Below are 16,340 nucleotides of genomic sequence, written 5' to 3' on the forward strand. Positions count from 1 at the left end.
TCAGCGGGCCCGGCGCTGGTCGACGATGCGGCGCATCTTGCCCATCGACCGCTCCACCGCGTCCGGGGCGAGCACGTCCACGGCCACGCTCACCCCGATCGTGTTCTTCACCAGCTCCACCAGCGCGACGCCCGCCCGCTCGGCGGCGTCGACGGCCACGTCGGCGCGCCGTTCGACCCGTACCGTGAGGGTGTCCAGCCGGCCCTGCCGGTCGAGGACACACTGGAAGTGCGGCGACAGGTGGGGCGTCCGCAGGATCAGTTCCTCGATCTGGGTGGGGAAGACGTTCACGCCCCGCACGATCATCATGTCGTCCGTCCGGCCGGTGATCTTCTCGATCCGGCGCATGGGGCGCGCGGTGCCGGGCAGCAGCCGGGTGAGGTCGCGGGTGCGGTAGCGCACGACCGGCATCGCCTGCTTGGTCAGCGAGGTGAGCACCAGCTCGCCCTTCTCGCCGTCGGGGAGCACCGCGCCGGTGACCGGATCGATGATCTCCGGATAGAAGTGGTCCTCCCAGAGGTGCAGCCCGTCCTTGGTTTCGACGCACTCGGTGGCCACGCCGGGGCCCATCACCTCGGAGAGGCCGTAGATGTCCAGCGCGTGGATGTCGAGGTGCTGCTCCATCTCGCGGCGCATGTCCTCGGTCCACGGCTCCGCGCCGAAGATCCCGACCCGCAGTGAGGTGGCGCGGGGGTCGACGCCCTGACGCCGCATCTCGTCGACGATGGCGAGCATGTAGCTGGGCGTCACCATGATGATCTCGGGCTCGAAGTCGCGGATCAGCATGACCTGCCGCTCGGTCATGCCACCGGAGACCGGGATGACCGTGCACCCCAACTCCTCGGCGCCGTAGTGGGCGCCGAGGCCACCGGTGAAGAGCCCGTAGCCGTACGCGACGTGCACGCGGTCGCCGGGACGGCCGCCGGAGGCGCGGATGGACCGGGCCATCAGCCGTGCCCAGGTGCGCAGGTCGTCGCGGGTGTAGCCGACCACGGTGGGTCGGCCGGTGGTGCCGGAGGAGGCGTGCAGCCGGGCCACCTGTTCCCGGGGTACGGCGAACATGCCGAACGGGTAGTTGTCGCGCAGCTCGGCCTTGCCGGTGAACGGGAAGCGGGCCAGGTCGGTGAGGTCACGGCAGTCGTCGGGGTGGGCGCCGACGGCGTCGAAGGCCCGGCGGTAGTGCGGCACGTTGTCGTACGCGTGCCGCAACGACCAGCGCAGTCGCTCCAGTTGCAGGGCGCGCAGCTCGTCGACGTCGGCGCGCTCGATCGGCTCCAGCTCCTCCGCTGACGGGGTGCGGTCCTGCATCGCGTGCCTCCTTCGTGCGGCGGTCCCGGTGCGGGCTGCGGGTACCGTACGCCCTCCGCCGTCAGGCTGACCCGGCGGTCAGCGGACGGTCGGTAGCCGGTGCGGGGCTTCGACCGGCGGCGCCAGCTCGGGGTCCGCGGGGCGAGGCGACGACGCCGGGTCGGGCAGTGGCCCGACCCGGCGTCACCTCGATCATCGCCCTGCCATCGTCTCGCAGTTGCAAAAGATGTGCAACAAGGTCTGGACAGCGCTCCGGAGTGGTAATTAGCCTGATCGACATGAGTCCTTACATCACCGATCCGTGGGCGTGGCAGGAGAGCTGGGACCGCCAGCAGGAGGCGTACCTGCCGGACCGGGAACACCGGTTCATCGCCATGCTGGACGCCGTCGACGCGGTCGTCGACGGCCGCGGGCCGCGCGTGCTCGACCTGGCGGGCGGCACCGGGACCATCTCGCTGCGCACGCTGGCCCGCTTTCCCGACGCCGAGGTGACCCTGGTGGACCTCGACCCGGTGCTGCTCGCCATCGCCCGTGCCACGCTGGGCGATCGCGCCACCATCGTCACCGCCGACCTCGGCGCCCCCGACTGGCGGACCGCGCTCCCCCATCGGGAGTACGACGCCGTCCTCACCGCGACCGCCCTGCACTGGCTGCCGGCCGACCGGCTCGGTCAGCTCTACGCCGAACTGCGCGACGCGCTGCGCCCGGGCGCCGTCCTCGTCAACGCGGACCACATGCCCGACGACGCGCTGCCGGAGCTGACCAAGCGACTCCTGGACCGGGCACGCGACCGGCGCGACGCCCGCTACGCCGCCGGCTCGGTGCTGTCCTGGTCGGACTGGTGGGCCCGGGCCGGCGTCGACCCCACCCTCGCGCCGCTGGTCGCCCAGCGGCAGACGATCTATCCGAGCGGGCACAGCCCCGAGTGGAACCCCCCGGTCTCCTGGCACCTGTCCGCCCTCAGGGCGGCCGGCTTCGCCGAGGTCGGCACCCTCTGGCGAGGCGGCGCGGACGCGGCCGTCGCGGCCGTACGCTGACGCCGCCGGGGCCGCCGACAGCGGTCGGGCGCGGGTGCCGCCGGCGGCGACAGTACGCTGAGAACCCGTGGCAGAGCCGCTGGACCCGCGCACCGACCCCGACGTCGACCTCCGGGTGCCCGCCGACCGGGGTGAGCTGACCGCGCGCCCCGCGACGGTCCTCGCCACCATCGCGGCGGGGGGCGTGCTCGGCGCGCTGGGCCGGGCCGGCCTGCAACACCTCGCTCCGCACGCGCCGACCGGCTTTGCCTGGGCGACCTTCGGTGTCAACATCACCGGCTGCCTGCTGATCGGTGTGCTGATGGCGGTGCTCGGGCACCTCGGTGGCGGGCACCCCCTCGCGCGCCCGTTCCTCGGGGTCGGGATCCTGGGCGGCTTCACGACGTTCTCGACCTACGCGGTCGACATCCAGCAGGCGCTCGTCGCGGGCGCCCCGGGCACCGCGCTGGCCTACCTGGCCGCGACGCTGCTCGGGGCGCTCGTCGCGGTCGCGCTGGGCGAGGCCGTCACCGCCCGGCTGCTGGGGGGCGAGGTGGCCCGATGACCGTCCTGCTCATCGCCGTGGGCGCGGCCGTCGGCGCTCCCCTGCGCTACCTCACCGACCGGGCCGTGCAGTCGCGGCACACCTCGGCGTTCCCCTGGGGGACCCTGACCGTCAACGTGGTCGGCTCGCTGCTGCTCGGTGCGCTCGTCGGCATACCGGTGGGTCCGGCGGTCAGCGCGCTCCTCGGCACCGGGTTCTGTGGGGCGCTGACCACCTACTCCACGTTCAGCTACGAGACGCTGCGACTGACCAGGGGCGGTCATCGGCTGCTCGCGCTGGCCAACGTGGTGGGCAGCGTCGCCGCGGGGCTCACCGCGGCCAGCGTCGGCTACACCCTGACCCACGCCCTGACCGGCTGACCCTTCTCCGCAGCAAAGGCCCCGGACCAGGGGGGCGACGGCGAACACCCTGAAGGTATATACGCGAGGTATACCCTCGGTGTAGTCTCCTCCGCATGAGCGTGCCACTGACCCTGCTCGGCCTCCTCGAACGAGAGCCCAGCCACGGCTATGACCTCAAGCGCGACTACGACGCCTTCTTCGGCCGGGGCAAGCCACTGCCGTTCGGCCAGGTCTACTCCACCCTCAGCCGCCTGGCCCGGGACGGAAAGGTCGTGATCAGCGACGTCGCGCCCGGCGCCGGCCCGGACCGCAAGCGCTACGTCATCACCGACCGGGGCGCGACCGAGGTCGAGCAGTGGCTGACCCAGCCCGTCGACCCGGAACCGCACCTGCAGACCGTGCTCTTCGCCAAGGTCGTGCTCGCGCTGATGACCGACCGTCCCGCCGACGAGTACCTCGACACCCAACGCCGCGCGCACCTGCGCCGGATGCGCGAGCTGACCGAGATCAAGCGCTCCGGCAACCTGGTCGACGCGCTGCTCGCCGACCACGGCCTGTACCACCTGGAGGCCGACCTCCGGTGGATCGAGATGACCGGCGCCCGACTGGACGCCCTGCGCAAGGAGGTACGGCCATGAGCGCCGTCATCGAAGCCCGCGACGTGACGTTCGCCTTCGGACAGACACCCGCCCTGCGCGGCGCCAGCATCGCCGTGGACGCCGGCGAGATCGTCGCCGTCATGGGTCCCAGCGGCTCGGGCAAGTCCACCCTGCTGCACTGTCTGGCCGGCATCCTGGTGCCCGACGCCGGCGAGATCCTCTTCGACGGCGTACGGATCGACACCCTGGCCGAGACCGCCCGCAGCAGCCTGCGCCGCGACCGCTTCGGCTTCGTCTTCCAGTTCGGCCAGCTCGTCCCCGAGCTGACCGCGGTCGAGAACGTGGCGCTGCCGCTGCTGCTCAGCGGTGTTCGCCGGACACCCGCGCTGACCAGGGCGAGTGCCTGGTTCGCACGCCTCGGCCTGGACGGGCTCCAGCAGCGGCGCTCGGGTGAGCTGTCCGGAGGGCAGGCGCAGCGCGTCGCCCTGGCCCGTGGCCTGGTCGCCGAGCCGCGGGTGCTCTTCGCCGACGAGCCGACCGGCGCGCTCGACTCCCTCACCGGCGAGCACGTCATGGACCTGCTCGTCGACGCGGCCCGGGAGCAGGGCACCACGGTCGTCCTGGTGACCCACGAACCCCGGATCGCCGCGTACGCCGACCACGAGGTCATGGTCCGCGACGGGCGCGTGAACGCGCCGGAACGGATCGCGTCGTGATCGGCTTCGCGCTGCGCCTCGCCGTGGCGGGCGGCCGGGAGGCGCTCATCCGCCTGCTCGTCATCGCCGCCGCCGTCGCGGTCGGAAGCGGTCTGCTGCTGGCCACCCTGGCCGGGGTCAACGCCACCAACTCCCAGCTCACCCGGTACGCGTCGATCTACCCGAGCGACGCCGGCGGCGGCGACGCCGACCCGCTCTGGTGGTCGACCCGGAGCGACTACTTCCAGGGCCGGCAGATCATCCGGATCGACGTGGCCGCCAGCGGGCCGAGCGCGCCCGCGCCGGTCGGCGTTCCGGGCACTCCCGGACCGGGCGAGTTCTACGCCTCCCCCGCGCTACGTGACCTGCTGGCCGCCCACCCGGCCGCCGAACTGGCGGAGCGGTACCCGGGGCGTGACCTCGGAGTGGTCGGCCCGGCCGGGCTGACCTCACCGGACACCCTCCTGGCCATCGTCGGCGGCACGCCCGAGAAGGTCTCCGCGCTGCCCAACGCGAGGCAGGTCCGCAGCCTCGGCGACACGCCCGCGCTCCCCGAGACCACGGTCAACCTCATCCTCGGGGTGGCCGCCGGCGGGCTGCTCTTCCCGGTGCTGATCTTCATCGGCACCGCCACCCGGCTCAGCGCCGCCCGCCGGGAGCAGCGCTTCGCCGCCATGCGCCTGGTCGGCGCGACACCCCGGCAGATCGCCACGGTCGCGGCCGTGGAGTCGGCCGTCGCGGCCGTCGCCGGCACCGCCGTCGGCTTCAGCCTGTTCCTCGCCTTCCGGGGCCCACTCGCCGGCATCCCGTTCACCGGCATGCCGTTCTTCCCCGACGACATGACGCTCGGGGTGTGGGACATCCTGGCGGTGGCGCTGGGCGTCCCGGCCGGCGCGGCGGTGGCGGCCCGGGTCTCGCTGCGCCGCGTGAGGATCTCGCCGCTGGGCGTCACCCGGCGGGTCACCCCACGGGCGCCGCGCGCGTACCGCCTGATCCCGGCCCTGGCCGGGGTGGCCGTGCTGGTGGCCGCCCTCGGCTACCGGCCCGCGACGTCGGACGGGCAGACGGCGGTGTTCCTGCCCGGTCTGCTGCTCATCATGGCCGGCCTGGTCGTCGCCGGCCCGTGGTTGACGATGGTCGGCGCACGGGCCATGGCCCGGTACGCCGACCGCCCGGCCACGCTCATCGCCGCCCGGCGGCTCGCGGACAACCCGAAGGCCGGCTTCCGGGCGATCAGCGGCATCATGCTCGCGCTGTTCGTCACCAGCGTCGCCGTCGGGGTGATCACCACGATCGTCGACGAACGCGGCCCGGCCCCGGTCGGCTCGATCGACGCCAGCACGGTGACCACCGTCTTCGACGAGAAGACGGCCACGGTGCCGGACACCCTCTTCGCCGATCTGCGGGCGATCAGCGGGGTGCGGTCAGCGACCGCGATCCGGGAGAACCCGCAGGTGACGGCCTCCGGGGAGGTCGGCGTGATCGCCTGCGCCGACCTGCCCAGCGCGTACGGCCGGTGCGCCGACGGCGCCACCGTCATCGAGGTGCCGTACGGCCTGAGCCGCTGGGAGGAGTCGGCGTCGTCCAAGACGGTCTGGCCCGCCGCGTCGCTCACCCTCGACGACCTCCCACGGCTACCGGTGGGGGCGATGGTCGTCGGCACGGACGGCTCCGCCGCCGCCGTCGAGCGGGTCCGCACCGTCCTGGAGGTCGCCTTCCCGACCTTCTGGGTGGGGCCGAACGTGCCCGGCGACTTCGAGTCGGACTTCGCCAACACCCTGCGCGGCTGGGAACAGTTGGCGAACGTCGTCATCATCGCCAGCCTCGCGCTCGGCGGGTGCAGCCTCGCGGTCAGCGTGATCGGCGGCCTGACCGAACGGCGGCGGCCGTTCAGCCTGCTGCGCCTCAGCGGCGCTCCGGTACGGGTGCTGCGCCGGGTCGTCGCGCTGGAGAGCGCCGTACCGATGCTCGCCGTCACCGCCGTCGCCATCGGGATGGGCCTGCTCGCCGCGCATCTCTTCCTGCGGGCACAGATGGGTTACACCCTCGTCGCGCCACCGCCGCGCTTCGCCGTGATCGTCGTCATCGGTCTGGCCGCCTGCCTCGGCGTCATCGCCTCGACCATGCCGCTGTTGGAGCGCGTCACCGGACCGGAGACGGCCCGCAGCGAGTGAACCTCAGGGCCCGGTGGCCACCGCGATCGCCCCATGCCCATGGTGGTGGTGATGGTGGTGGCCGACCGGGTCGTCGGGGTGGTCGTGCGGTTGCTGCGGGCGACCCACCTTGTCCGCGAAGCCGGGCATCAGCACCCGGTAGGCGCAGGTGTCGCAATTCATCCGGATGTCCCCGCCCAGCGCCTCGTCGTAGCGTTCGCGCACCAGGTCGGCGAGGGCGTCGCAGTCGCCGATCACGTCGGCGACGCGGACGTCCAGGTCCGGGTGGGCGGCGGCGAACTCGGCCGACTGGGTGACGATCCGGTCGGGCAGCACCCCGGCGAACAGGAAGTACGGCGCGACGACGATCCGCCGCGCGCCGAGCCGGCGCAGCCGTTCCAGCACCGCCGGCACGGACGGTTCGGCGAGGGAGATGAACCCCGGCTCGACGCCCGCGTACCCGCGCCCCTCCCAGAGCAGCCGGGCGACCTTGGCGACCTCGGCGTTGGCGTCCGGGTCGGTGGACCCCCGCCCGATGAGCGCCACCCACGTACCGGCCCGGTCGGCGGACGCCGACACGACGCCAGCCCCGCCGGCGGACGCCGACACGACGCCAGCCCCGCCGGCGGACGCCGGCGCGGTGTTCGCCAGCGCGGCGTCGATGCGCTCCTCGATGGCGGTGTGCAGCAACGGGTGCGGACCGAGGGGACGCCCGTAGCGGTACGTCAGCCCGGGGTGCCGCTGCTGCTCACGGGCCATCGCGGCGGGGATGTCGCCCTTGCCGTGCCCGGCGCCGGTGAGCACCAGCGGCAACGCGACGAGCTTCCGGTGCCCGCGCCCGACGAGCGCGCCGACCGCGTCGGTCAGCGGCGGACGGGACAGCTCGATGAAGCCGCCCTCCACGTCGCCGATGTCACCCCGACGGCGGACCCGCTCGACGAGCGCGGCGAACTGGTCGACCCCGGCCGCGCTGCGCGTGCCGTGCCCGACGATGACCAACCCGGTCATGACTTCTCCTCGGTGTAGAGCAGGGCGTTGAGGGCGGCGGCAGCGACCGCCGAACCGCCCTTCTCGCCCACGTTGGACACCCCGGGCAGGCCGCTGGCCCGCAGCGCCGCCTTCGACTCGGCGGCGCCCACGAAGCCGACCGGCAGGCCGACGACAAGTGCCGGTGCGGCGTCCAGGGTGAGTAGTTCGACGAGGGCGGTCGGCGCGCAGCCGACCACCCAGACCGCGCCGCGGCCGACCCGGTCCAGGGCGATCCGCACGGCCGCCGCCGAGCGCGTGATGCCGGCCGCGCGGCCCAGCTCGGCGGCGGCCGGCTCGGCGACCGGGCAGACCAGCTCCAGGCCCGCCCGGGTGATGCCGGCGGCGACCATCGCGACGTCCGTCACCACGGGTACGCCCGCGCGCAGCGCGGCCAGCCCCGATTCGAGGGCCGCCTCGTCGCAGACCAGGTCGTCGACGTACGTGAGGTCGGCGCTGGCGTGCACGACCCGCTCGGTGACCGCCCGGCTCAGCGGCGGCAGGTGCGACAGGTCGACGCGCTCACGCAGGATGCGGTACGACTCGACCTCGATGGGATGCACCATCCGGCTCATCGGGCTCCTTCCCAGGGCTCGGTCACGCGGATCGCGTCGACCGGGCAGATCTCCAGGCACTCCAGGCAGCCGGTGCAGAGGTCGGCGCGTACCGTGAGGCCGCCGGCGACCGGCCTGATCGCGTGGGTGGGGCAGGTGCGCAGGCACGCGCCGCAGCCCTGGCAGGCGTCGATCGTCACGAGCGCCACCGGTACCCCCGGGGTGTGACCATCCGCCCGGCGACCAGCCGGGTGTCGCTGTTGCCGACCACGACCACGCTGTACATGTCGACGATGGCCGGATCGAGCGTGGCCAGCGTCGCCAGGTGCACCCGCTCGCCGGGGCGGGTGGCGTTGCGCACCACACCGACCGGGGTGTCCGGCGGCCGGTGCGCGGCGAGGATGCCGAGCGCCTTGCCGAGTTGCCAGTCGCGGGCCCGGCTGCGCGGGTTGTAGAACAGCGTGACGAAGTCACCCTCGGCCGCGGCGGTCACCCGTCGCTCGATGACCTCCCACGGGGTGTGCAGATCGGACAGGCTGACATAGGCATGGTCGTGGCCGAGCGGCGCGCCGAGCAGCGCACCGGCGGCGAGGGCGGCGGTCACCCCGGGCACACCCACCACGTCGATGCGCTCGTCGGCGTACTCCAGGGCGGGGCTCGCCATCGCGTACACCCCGGCGTCGCCGGATCCGATGAGCGCGACCGCGCGGCCGGCGACGGCCTCGGCCACGGCGGCGCGGGCCCGCGCCTCCTCCGCGCCGAGCGCGCTGGCGAGCACCCGGGTGCCCGGCCGCAGCACGTCGCGGACCTGGTCGAGGTACTGGTCCAGGCCCACCACGACCGCCGCGCGGCGCAGCTCGGCCACCGCGCGGGGGGTGCGCAGGTCGGCCGCGCCCGGCCCGAGGCCGACGACGGCGAGCCGGCCGCGCGGCGCGTGCCGCGCCACCGCCACGGTCGCCATCGCCGTCGCGGTCTTGCTCACCAGCAGCGTCGCGTCCGCGTCCCGGCCGTCCGCCCCGAGCAGGGCCGCGGCCTCCGCGACGCTCGGCGTGCCGACCGCGGCCCGGACCACCTCGCTGGGATGCGGCACGTCGACCGCCGCGAGGCGCGTCGCCGGCCAGGTCACCAGGGGTACGCCGAGCGTGTCGGCGGTGCTGCGGATGCCCGCCTCGTCGGCCTTGATGTCGGCGCTGGCCAGGCAGCGCAGGCTCGCCGGGTCGAGGCCGGCGTCGGCCAGCACCCGGTGCAGCAGCTCGGCCACCTCGGCGGCCGGTACGCCCCGACTCGCCCCGACACCGGCGACCAGCGACGGCGGTCGCAGCACGGCGGTCCGCGCGTCGGTCGGCACCACCCGATCGGTGACCAGCAGCCGGTAGTGACCCTCGGTCGCCTCCTCGCCGGCGGGACCTTCGACGGCCGCGCTCTCGACGGCCGCGCTCTCGACGGCCGCGCTCTCGACGGCCGCGCTCTCGACGGCCGCGCTCTCGACGGCCGCGCTCTCGACGGCCGCGCTCTCGACGGCCGTGCCTTCGACGGCCGGGGCCTCGGGGTGGCCGGCGGGGTCGGGCTGGACGACACGCACGTTCGGTGGGAGGGCGGGGAGCGGCCAGGCGGCGTCGGCGACCAGCTCGACCGGCTCGCCGTCCAGGATGGCGCGGGAGACCGCGGCGACCGCGCCCTGCACGGGCCAGCCGAGGGTGTCCAGCCCGGGCAACCCGACCGCGTCGGTGGCGGTGGTGACCACCGGTCGGGCGTCCAGCAGCGCGGCCACCCGCTCGGCGAGGTCGTTGCCGCCGCCGGCGTGACCGCCGAGCAGCGCCACCGCGTGCCGGGCCGCCTCGTCGACGATGACCACGGCCGGATCGGTGCGCTTGTCGCCGAGCAGCGGCGCGAGGATGCGTACCGCCGCTCCGGCGGCCAGGAACGCGACCACCGCGTCACAGTCCGCCCAGGCGGCGCGGAGCGCGTCGGCGACGCCGTCCCCCTCGACCAGCCGGGCGTGCGGCCAGGCGGCGGCCAGGGTGTCGGCGTGCCGGCGACCGGCGGCGGTGGCCGCCACCAGACCGATCCGGGCAGGGGTGTTGTCGTTCACGGGCGCTCCCCGGTGAGGACGACCACCGGGTTGGTGGCCGCGAGTCGGATCGAGCCGCCGGGCAGGTCGGCGAGGCGGGCGGCGGCGAGTTGGCTGCCCTCGACCGTGTAGCCGGCGGCGCGCAGCAGGTCCACCGCCGGCGCGACGCGGTCCAGGGCGGCCAGGGTGAGCACGATCCGCTCGGGGCGGCGGGCCACCACGGCGGCGAGGACGTCGACGCCGCCGCCGCCCACGAAGACCGCGTCCGGTTCGGGCAGCCCGGCCAGCGCCGCCGGGGCGTGCCCGACGACGAGCCGGACGTCGACGGCGTGCGTGGCGGCGTTGTCCCGGATCGTCGCGGCGGACCCCGTGTCCTGCTCGACGGCGAGCACGGCCGCGCCGAGCAGCGCGCACTCGATGCCGACCGAGCCGCTGCCCGCGCCGACGTCCCAGACCAGCCGGCCCAGCCGGGGACGCAGCCGCGCGACGACCAGGGCACGCACCTCCGACTTGGTGATCATGGAGTCGCGGTGGGCGTACCGGCTCTCCGCAAGCGCCCAACCGCCGACCGGCGCGGCGGCCGGCTGGTTGTCGACGCGCATCCCACCGACCGCGACAAGGTCGGGCCCAGCAGGCACGGGCACGGCGGGCTCGGGCACGGCGACGCTGAGCAGGACGTGCGGGTCGGGCCAGGTGCCGGCGGCGGCCTGCGCGGGAGTCATCTCCTGGACCCGTTCGGCATCGGTGCCGAGGTGTTCGGCGACCAGCAGGCGACGGGACCAGCCGACCAGGCCGGCGCCCAGTTCGGCGGCCCCGGCTCCCGGCGCGGTGAGGACCGCGACCAGCGGCAGGGCCCGGCAGGCGTTCAGCGCCGGCCGGAGGTCGCGCCCGTGCGCGGTGACCACGGCGGCGCCGTCCCAGGACAGTCCGGCCCGGGCGAAGGCGGCGGCCACACTGGACACCGCCGGCACCACCCGCAGCGGCAGCCCGGCGACGCCTAGCCGCCGGACGATCCCGAACAGGCCGGGATCGCCGCTGGCCAGCACGACGGCCGGCACCCCGGCGGCGACGGCGTCGGCCAGCCGGCGCAGGGCCGGGGCGAGCGGTCCGAGGACGATGGTGTCGACGCCGGGCGGTAGGGGCACCGCGGCCAGGTGCCGGGCCGCCCCGACGACCAGTCCCGCGCCGGCCAACGCGGGGGTGAGGGCGGGGTGCGGCGGGGCACCGGCGGCGTCGAGCCCGACCACTGTCACCAGCGCGCCCGGGGCCGTCGCGGGCGTGTCCGACGCCAGCGCGTCGGGGCCTGCCCCGAACGGTCGGCTCATCGCGGCCACCGGCCCGAGGACGCGACGACCCGCGCTCCGGCGAAGTCGACCATCGCCACGTCCACGGTGACCGTCGGCCCGGCGAAGCGGCGCAACACCGCCTGGACCCGCTGGCAGAGCAGGTCTCCGGCCACGCCGAGCAGACCGGCGGCCTCCCACAGCTCGTACGCGTGCCGCCCGGTGTTCGCCTCGGTCACGGCGGCGACGAGCGCCGGGTCACCGCCGGCGTCGGCGGTCACCGCGCCGAGCAGGGACAGGTCCACCTTGGAGCGGGTGTAGTGGGTCATGAGGATCCCGGCGGCGAGTTTGGCGAGCTTGCCGGCCATGCCGACGAACACCACCCCGGTCATCGCGTCCTCGACGGCGGCGGTGACGGCCGCGCCGGTGAAGTCGCCCACCTCGACGAAGCACACCTCGGGCAGGTCGGGCAGCAGCGTGCGGGCGGCCCGCTCGGTACGCCCACCGGTGCACAGCACCACGGTCCGCTCACCCTGGGCGGCCATGACGTGCACGGCCTGCACGACGCTGGCCCGCCAGGAGGCGGTGGAGAAGGGCCGGACGATCCCGGTGGTGCCGAGGATCGAGATGCCGCCGAGGATGCCGAGCCGCCGGTTGGTGGTCTTGCGGGCCATGATCTCGCCCCGGGGCACGCTGATGACCACGCGCACGCCGACCTCGGTGAGGTCGACGACCTCGGCCACCGCCTCGCCGATCATCCGGCGGGGCGTGTCGTTGATGGCCGGGCCGCCGACGGCGAGTCCGAGGCCGGGTTTGGTGACGGTGCCGACGCCGGCGCCGCCGGCCAACCGCAGCCCCGGGGCGTCGGTGAAGTCCACGGTGGCGGTCAGCTCGGCGCCGTGGGTGACGTCCGGGTCGTCGCCGGCGTCCTTCACGACCACCGCCTCGGCGCGTGCCGGTGGGGTGCCGGTCACCTCGCAGCGTTCGATCGGGAAGCGCACCCGTCGCCCGGCGGGCAGGCCGATCTCCACCTCCGGTTGGATCTCGCCGGTGACCAGGGCGGTGACCGCTGCCTTGGCCGCCGCGGTCGCGCACGCGCCGGTGGTCCAGCCGGTGCGGAGCGCGGTGGGCCGGACCTTCGCCGTGCGCGGCAGGTCCGGTTCGCGCAGCGGCGGCTCGGCGTACGTCATGGGGTTTCTGTTTCTCCGGCGCGGGCGCGGCGCAGTTCGGCGCGGGCGGCCGGTTCGGCACGGCGGAAGGTGTGGAAGTGCCCCGGGTGGTAGAGGTGTGAGCGGGTGCCGGTCGCGGCGAGGGCCGGACCGACCAGGAACAGCGTGTGTTTCCACAGCTTGTGCCGCTTGACCGTGGCCTCCAGCGTGCCGACCGTACAGCGGACGACCAGCTCGTCGGGCCAGGTGGCCTGGTACGCCACGACGGTCGGGGTGTCCGCCGGGTAGCCGCCGGCCAGCAGTTCGGCCTGCACCTGCCCGGAGCGGGCGGCGGACAGGAACAGCGCCATGGTGGTGCCGTGTCGGGCGAAGTCACGGACCCGCTCGCCGGGCGGCATGGGGGTCTTGCCGCCTTCGAGGCGGGTGAGGATCACCGACTGGGCCACCTCGGGCACGGTAAGCTCCCGCCCGATGATCGCCGCGACGGCGGTGAACGACGACACCCCGGGGACGATCTCGACGGCCAGGCCGAGCGCCCGGCACAGGTCCAGCTGCTCCTGCACCGCGCCCCAGAGAGCCGGGTCGCCGGAGTGGATGCGGGCCACGGTCAGCCCGCGTTCGGCGGCCCGCTCGTAGAGCGGCAGCACCCCCTCGATGGGCAGTTGCGACGAGTCGACGACCTCCGCGTCGGAGCGTGCGTGGTCGAGCACGTCGGCGTGCACCAGGCTGGCCGCCCAGATCACGATGTCCGCCGCGGCGATCACGCGGGCGGCCCGCAGGGTCAACAGATCCGCCGCGCCCGGGCCGGCGCCGACGAACCACACCTTGCCGTCGCTGGTCACAGCTTTCCTCCTCGGTAGGCACGCCGGGCGGGGACCAGCAGCGTGGACAGGTACGGCAGGTCGGGTCCGGCGTCGTCGACCGGGCCGATCCGCTCGCCGGGCAGGCCCAGGGCGCGCCCGAGCACCGCGTCGGGAAGGCGGTCCTGCCGGCGCAGCTCGGCCAGCAACTCGGGGTGCCGCCGCCAGCCCTTGTAGACGACAACGGTGCCCGGACCGGCGAGGGCGTCGGCGAACAGCGCCGGGTCGGCCGTGGCCGGCAGCAGCGTGAGCGGTTCGCGTCCCTCGACCAGCGGGACGCCGCTGCGCGCGGCCAGTTCCTGCATGGCGGTCACGCCGGGCACGGTGGCCACCCGCACGGCCGGGCGCAGGGCCCGCACGCTCTGCGCGAGGTAGCCGAAGGTGGAGTAGACGTTGGGGTCTCCGATGGTCGCGAAGGCGAGGGACAGCGCGCCCGCGTCGATCGCCTCGACGACCGTCCGGGCGGCGTCGTCCCAGGCCGCCGTGCGACGGGCGGTCACCCCACCCCGGTCGTCCAGGGCGAACGGCAGCCGACGCAGCCGGTCCGCCGGGACGTGTTCCCGCACGGTCGTCTCGGCCCGTCCGGCGTCCGCGCCGGGTCGGTCCGCCATCACGGGTACGAGGACCACGTCGGCCGCGCGCAGGACCCGCACCGCCTTGACGGTGAGCAGTTCCGGGTCGCCGGGGCCGACGCCGACGCCGGTCAGGGTGGCGGTCATCGGGCCGCCTCGACCAGCCGGCGGGCCGCCGCGGGGTGGCCGGCCCAGTGGGTGTGCAGGTAGGACGCGTGCACCCGACCGCTGACGAAGCCGTGCTCGGTGTCGTTCCAGCGCCACGCCGACGTCTCGCCGTGCCCGGGGTCGGTGGCGGTGCGGTGGAACTCGTGTCCGCGTACCGGCGCGCCGGCCCGGGCCACCGGGGAGTCGGTGACGGCCACCGCCTCGCGGTAGCCGAGGGTGAGCCGGCCGGTCATCCGGGCGGTCAGGTCCAGCCGGCCGCACATGGGTACGCCGTCCAGGGACCGCCCGAGGTAGAGCAGCCCGGCGCACTCGGCCACGATCGGCCCGTCGAAGTCGGCCAGCTCGGCGCGGAGCGTGGCGTTGCCGGCCAGTGCCTCCGCGTACGCCTCGGGGAAGCCACCGCCGATGACGACGGCGCGGGTGCCGGCGGGCAGCGACCGGTCGCGCAGCGGGTCGACGGTGACGACGTCCGCGCCGGCCGCGGTGAGCAGTTCGGCGGTCTCGGCGTACGAGAAGGTGAAGGCCGGACCCCCGGCGAGCGCGACCCGTGGCCGCCCGACGCCCGCCGGCCCGCCGACGGCCCGGACCGGGTCCCACGCCGGGACGGTCAGCGGACCGGCGGTGCGGGCCAGGTCGAGAACGGCGTCGAGGTCCACGGTGGCCTCGACCAGTTCGGCCAGGGCGCTGACGATGGCGAGGGATTCGGGAGCCCGTTCGGCGACCGGCACCAGCCCGAGGTGCCGGGCCGGCGCGGCGACCTCGGCGGCGCGGGTGACCGCCCCGAGCACGGGTACGCCCACCTCGGCGAGGGCATCGCGCAGCAGCGTCTCGTGCCGGGGCGAGCCGACCCGGTTGAGGATCACGCCGCCGATCCGCACGGCCGGGTCGAACGCGGCCATGCCGAGGGTCAGCGCGGCGGCCGAGCGGCCCTGCGCCGTGGTGTCGAGGACCAGCAGCACGGGCGCGTCGACGAGCCGGGCGACGTGTGCCGTGGAGGCGAAGTCGCGGCGACCCACCGCGCCGTCGTGCAGGCCCATGACGCCCTCGACCACGGCGATGTCGGCGGGCGTGGGGAGGCTCGCGCCGTGTCGCAACAGCCCGGCGACCCGTTCGGCCCCGACCAGGAACGGGTCCAGGTTGCGGCCGGGTCGCCCGGCGGCGAGGGCGTGGTAGCCGGGGTCGATGTAGTCCGGGCCGACCTTGTGCGGGCTGACCGTCAGGCCGCGCCGGCGCAGGGCGGCCAGCAGCCCGGTGGCGACCGTCGTCTTGCCGTGGCCGCTGGCCGGCGCGGCCACCACCACCCGGGGCAGCGCCCAGGGCGCGGCGCTCACCACTCGATGCCCTTCTGGCCCTTCTGGCCGGCGTCCATGGGGTGCTTGACCTTGGTCAGCTCGGCCACCAGGTCGGCGGCGGCGACCAGACGTGGGTCGGCGTCCCGACCGGTGATCACCACGTGCTGGAAACCGGGCCGGTCGGCCAGGGTGGCGACCACCTCGTCCACGTCCACCCAGCCCCACTTCATGGGGTAGGTGAACTCGTCCAGCACGTACAGCCCGTACCGCTCGGCAGCCAGGTCACGCTGGATCTGCCGCCACCCCTCCAGGGCGTCGGCGGCGTGGTCGGCCTCGCCGCCGCGCTGGATCCAGGACCAGCCCTCGCCCATCTTGTGCCAGGCCACCGGCGCGCCCTGCCCGGTACGCTCGTGCACCTCGCCGAGCGCGCGGAAGGCGTTCTCCTCCCCCACCCGCCACTTGGCGCTCTTGACGAACTGGAACACCCCGACCGGCAGCCCGGCGGTCCAGGCCCGCAGCGCCAGCCCGAAGGCGGCCGTCGACTTCCCCTTCATCTGTCCTGTGTGGACGATGACCAGTGGCCGGTGCCGCCGCTGCCGGGTCGTCAACCCGTCAGCGGGCACGTGGCTCGGCTGTCCCTGCGGCATCAGACCGTCCCCCGTCCCGCG

15 protein-coding genes and 3 pseudogenes are annotated in these 16,340 nt (G+C 75.0%); 6 read left to right on the forward strand and 12 right to left on the reverse strand.

Annotation, left to right across the window (positions count from 1 at the left end):
• Positions 1-1,308: a phenylacetate--CoA ligase PaaK gene (gene paaK / locus ACTFTM_RS17100; RefSeq protein WP_449561467.1), complete on the reverse strand. Its 1,308-nt coding sequence runs from the start codon at positions 1,306-1,308 to the stop codon at positions 1-3.
• A gap of 278 nt (positions 1,309-1,586) precedes the next feature.
• Between paaK and ACTFTM_RS17105 the strand changes: the two genes are divergently transcribed.
• The 6 genes from ACTFTM_RS17105 to ACTFTM_RS17130 all read left to right on the forward strand — a co-directional run bounded on the left by ACTFTM_RS17105 (position 1,587) and on the right by ACTFTM_RS17130 (position 6,698).
• On the forward strand, positions 1,587-2,345 hold the full coding sequence (locus ACTFTM_RS17105) for a class I SAM-dependent methyltransferase (RefSeq protein ID WP_449561468.1): 759 nt from the start codon (positions 1,587-1,589) through the stop codon (positions 2,343-2,345).
• Positions 2,346-2,412: 67 nt separating this feature from the next.
• Positions 2,413-2,889: a fluoride efflux transporter FluC gene (locus ACTFTM_RS17110; protein WP_449561469.1), complete on the forward strand. Its 477-nt coding sequence runs from the start codon at positions 2,413-2,415 to the stop codon at positions 2,887-2,889.
• The gene (gene crcB, locus ACTFTM_RS17115; protein ID WP_449561470.1) at positions 2,886-3,248 is read left to right on the forward strand and encodes a fluoride efflux transporter CrcB; all 363 of its coding nucleotides are present in this window, start codon (positions 2,886-2,888) and stop codon (positions 3,246-3,248) included. The genes ACTFTM_RS17110 and crcB overlap by 4 nt, the downstream gene beginning before the upstream one ends.
• Positions 3,249-3,343: 95 nt before the next feature.
• A complete protein-coding gene (locus ACTFTM_RS17120) occupies positions 3,344-3,868 on the forward strand; it encodes a PadR family transcriptional regulator (RefSeq protein WP_433539046.1) in 525 nt (174 codons plus the stop codon).
• Positions 3,865-4,545 carry an ABC transporter ATP-binding protein gene (locus tag ACTFTM_RS17125; RefSeq protein ID WP_449561471.1) on the forward strand — a complete coding sequence of 227 codons (681 nt, stop codon included), beginning with the start codon at positions 3,865-3,867 and terminating at the stop codon, positions 4,543-4,545. The genes ACTFTM_RS17120 and ACTFTM_RS17125 overlap by 4 nt, the downstream gene beginning before the upstream one ends.
• A complete protein-coding gene (locus ACTFTM_RS17130) occupies positions 4,542-6,698 on the forward strand; it encodes an FtsX-like permease family protein (protein WP_449561472.1) in 2,157 nt (718 codons plus the stop codon). Before ACTFTM_RS17125 ends, ACTFTM_RS17130 begins: the two co-directional genes overlap by 4 nt.
• Before the next feature lie 9 nt (positions 6,699-6,707).
• On the opposite strand, the pseudogene ACTFTM_RS17135 reads toward ACTFTM_RS17130, so the two are convergent.
• The 11 genes and pseudogenes from ACTFTM_RS17135 to cobO form a co-directional block, all read right to left on the reverse strand.
• Positions 6,708-7,685, reverse strand: a pseudogene (locus ACTFTM_RS17135) (sirohydrochlorin chelatase); the annotation flags it as partial.
• On the reverse strand, positions 7,682-8,278 hold the full coding sequence (locus ACTFTM_RS17140) for a precorrin-8X methylmutase (RefSeq protein WP_449561473.1): 597 nt from the start codon (positions 8,276-8,278) through the stop codon (positions 7,682-7,684). The gene ACTFTM_RS17140 and the pseudogene ACTFTM_RS17135, both read right to left, overlap by 4 nt.
• Complete coding sequence (locus tag ACTFTM_RS17145) at positions 8,275-8,466, reverse strand: DUF362 domain-containing protein (RefSeq protein ID WP_449561474.1); 192 nt, start codon at positions 8,464-8,466, stop codon at positions 8,275-8,277. The genes ACTFTM_RS17140 and ACTFTM_RS17145 overlap by 4 nt, the downstream gene beginning before the upstream one ends.
• Positions 8,454-9,638 (reverse strand): annotated as a pseudogene (gene cobJ, locus ACTFTM_RS17150) (precorrin-3B C(17)-methyltransferase); the annotation flags it as partial. The pseudogene cobJ and the gene ACTFTM_RS17145, both read right to left, overlap by 13 nt.
• Positions 9,639-9,791: 153 nt before the next feature.
• Positions 9,792-10,349: pseudogene (locus tag ACTFTM_RS17155) on the reverse strand (precorrin-3B C(17)-methyltransferase); the annotation flags it as partial.
• On the reverse strand, positions 10,346-11,653 hold the full coding sequence (gene cbiE / locus ACTFTM_RS17160; protein WP_449561475.1) for a precorrin-6y C5,15-methyltransferase (decarboxylating) subunit CbiE: 1,308 nt from the start codon (positions 11,651-11,653) through the stop codon (positions 10,346-10,348). The pseudogene ACTFTM_RS17155 and the gene cbiE, both read right to left, overlap by 4 nt.
• Complete coding sequence (locus ACTFTM_RS17165; protein ID WP_449561476.1) at positions 11,650-12,801, reverse strand: cobalt-precorrin-5B (C(1))-methyltransferase; 1,152 nt, start codon at positions 12,799-12,801, stop codon at positions 11,650-11,652. The genes cbiE and ACTFTM_RS17165 overlap by 4 nt, the downstream gene beginning before the upstream one ends.
• Positions 12,798-13,622: a precorrin-4 C(11)-methyltransferase gene (cobM, locus tag ACTFTM_RS17170; RefSeq protein ID WP_449561477.1), complete on the reverse strand. Its 825-nt coding sequence runs from the start codon at positions 13,620-13,622 to the stop codon at positions 12,798-12,800. Before cobM ends, ACTFTM_RS17165 begins: the two co-directional genes overlap by 4 nt.
• The gene (gene cobI / locus ACTFTM_RS17175; RefSeq protein WP_449561478.1) at positions 13,619-14,359 is read right to left on the reverse strand and encodes a precorrin-2 C(20)-methyltransferase; all 741 of its coding nucleotides are present in this window, start codon (positions 14,357-14,359) and stop codon (positions 13,619-13,621) included. Before cobI ends, cobM begins: the two co-directional genes overlap by 4 nt.
• Positions 14,356-15,711, reverse strand: a complete 1,356-nt coding sequence (locus ACTFTM_RS17180; protein ID WP_449561479.1) for a cobyrinate a,c-diamide synthase — start codon at positions 15,709-15,711, stop codon at positions 14,356-14,358. Before ACTFTM_RS17180 ends, cobI begins: the two co-directional genes overlap by 4 nt.
• Entirely contained in the window at positions 15,708-16,319 is a 612-nt protein-coding gene (gene cobO / locus ACTFTM_RS17185; RefSeq protein ID WP_449561480.1) for a cob(I)yrinic acid a,c-diamide adenosyltransferase, read from the reverse strand. The genes ACTFTM_RS17180 and cobO overlap by 4 nt, the downstream gene beginning before the upstream one ends.
• Between the last annotated feature and the right edge of the window lie 21 nt (positions 16,320-16,340).

Source organism: Micromonospora sp. RB23 (assembly GCF_053585025.1).

Bases quoted from the DNA above. Each gene is read 5' to 3' on its own strand.
- paaK (WP_449561467.1), bottom strand. From the start codon at position 1,308: ATGCAGGACCGCACCCCGTCAGCGGAGGAGCTGGAGCCGATCGAGCGC.
- ACTFTM_RS17105 (WP_449561468.1), top strand. From the start codon at position 1,587: ATGAGTCCTTACATCACCGATCCGTGGGCGTGGCAGGAGAGCTGGGAC.
- crcB (WP_449561470.1), top strand. From the start codon at position 2,886: ATGACCGTCCTGCTCATCGCCGTGGGCGCGGCCGTCGGCGCTCCCCTG.
- ACTFTM_RS17120 (WP_433539046.1), top strand. From the start codon at position 3,344: ATGAGCGTGCCACTGACCCTGCTCGGCCTCCTCGAACGAGAGCCCAGC.
- ACTFTM_RS17125 (WP_449561471.1), top strand. From the start codon at position 3,865: ATGAGCGCCGTCATCGAAGCCCGCGACGTGACGTTCGCCTTCGGACAG.
- ACTFTM_RS17140 (WP_449561473.1), bottom strand. From the start codon at position 8,278: ATGAGCCGGATGGTGCATCCCATCGAGGTCGAGTCGTACCGCATCCTG.
- cbiE (WP_449561475.1), bottom strand. From the start codon at position 11,653: ATGAGCCGACCGTTCGGGGCAGGCCCCGACGCGCTGGCGTCGGACACG.
- ACTFTM_RS17165 (WP_449561476.1), bottom strand. From the start codon at position 12,801: ATGACGTACGCCGAGCCGCCGCTGCGCGAACCGGACCTGCCGCGCACG.
- cobI (WP_449561478.1), bottom strand. From the start codon at position 14,359: ATGACCGCCACCCTGACCGGCGTCGGCGTCGGCCCCGGCGACCCGGAA.
- cobO (WP_449561480.1), bottom strand. From the start codon at position 16,319: ATGCCGCAGGGACAGCCGAGCCACGTGCCCGCTGACGGGTTGACGACC.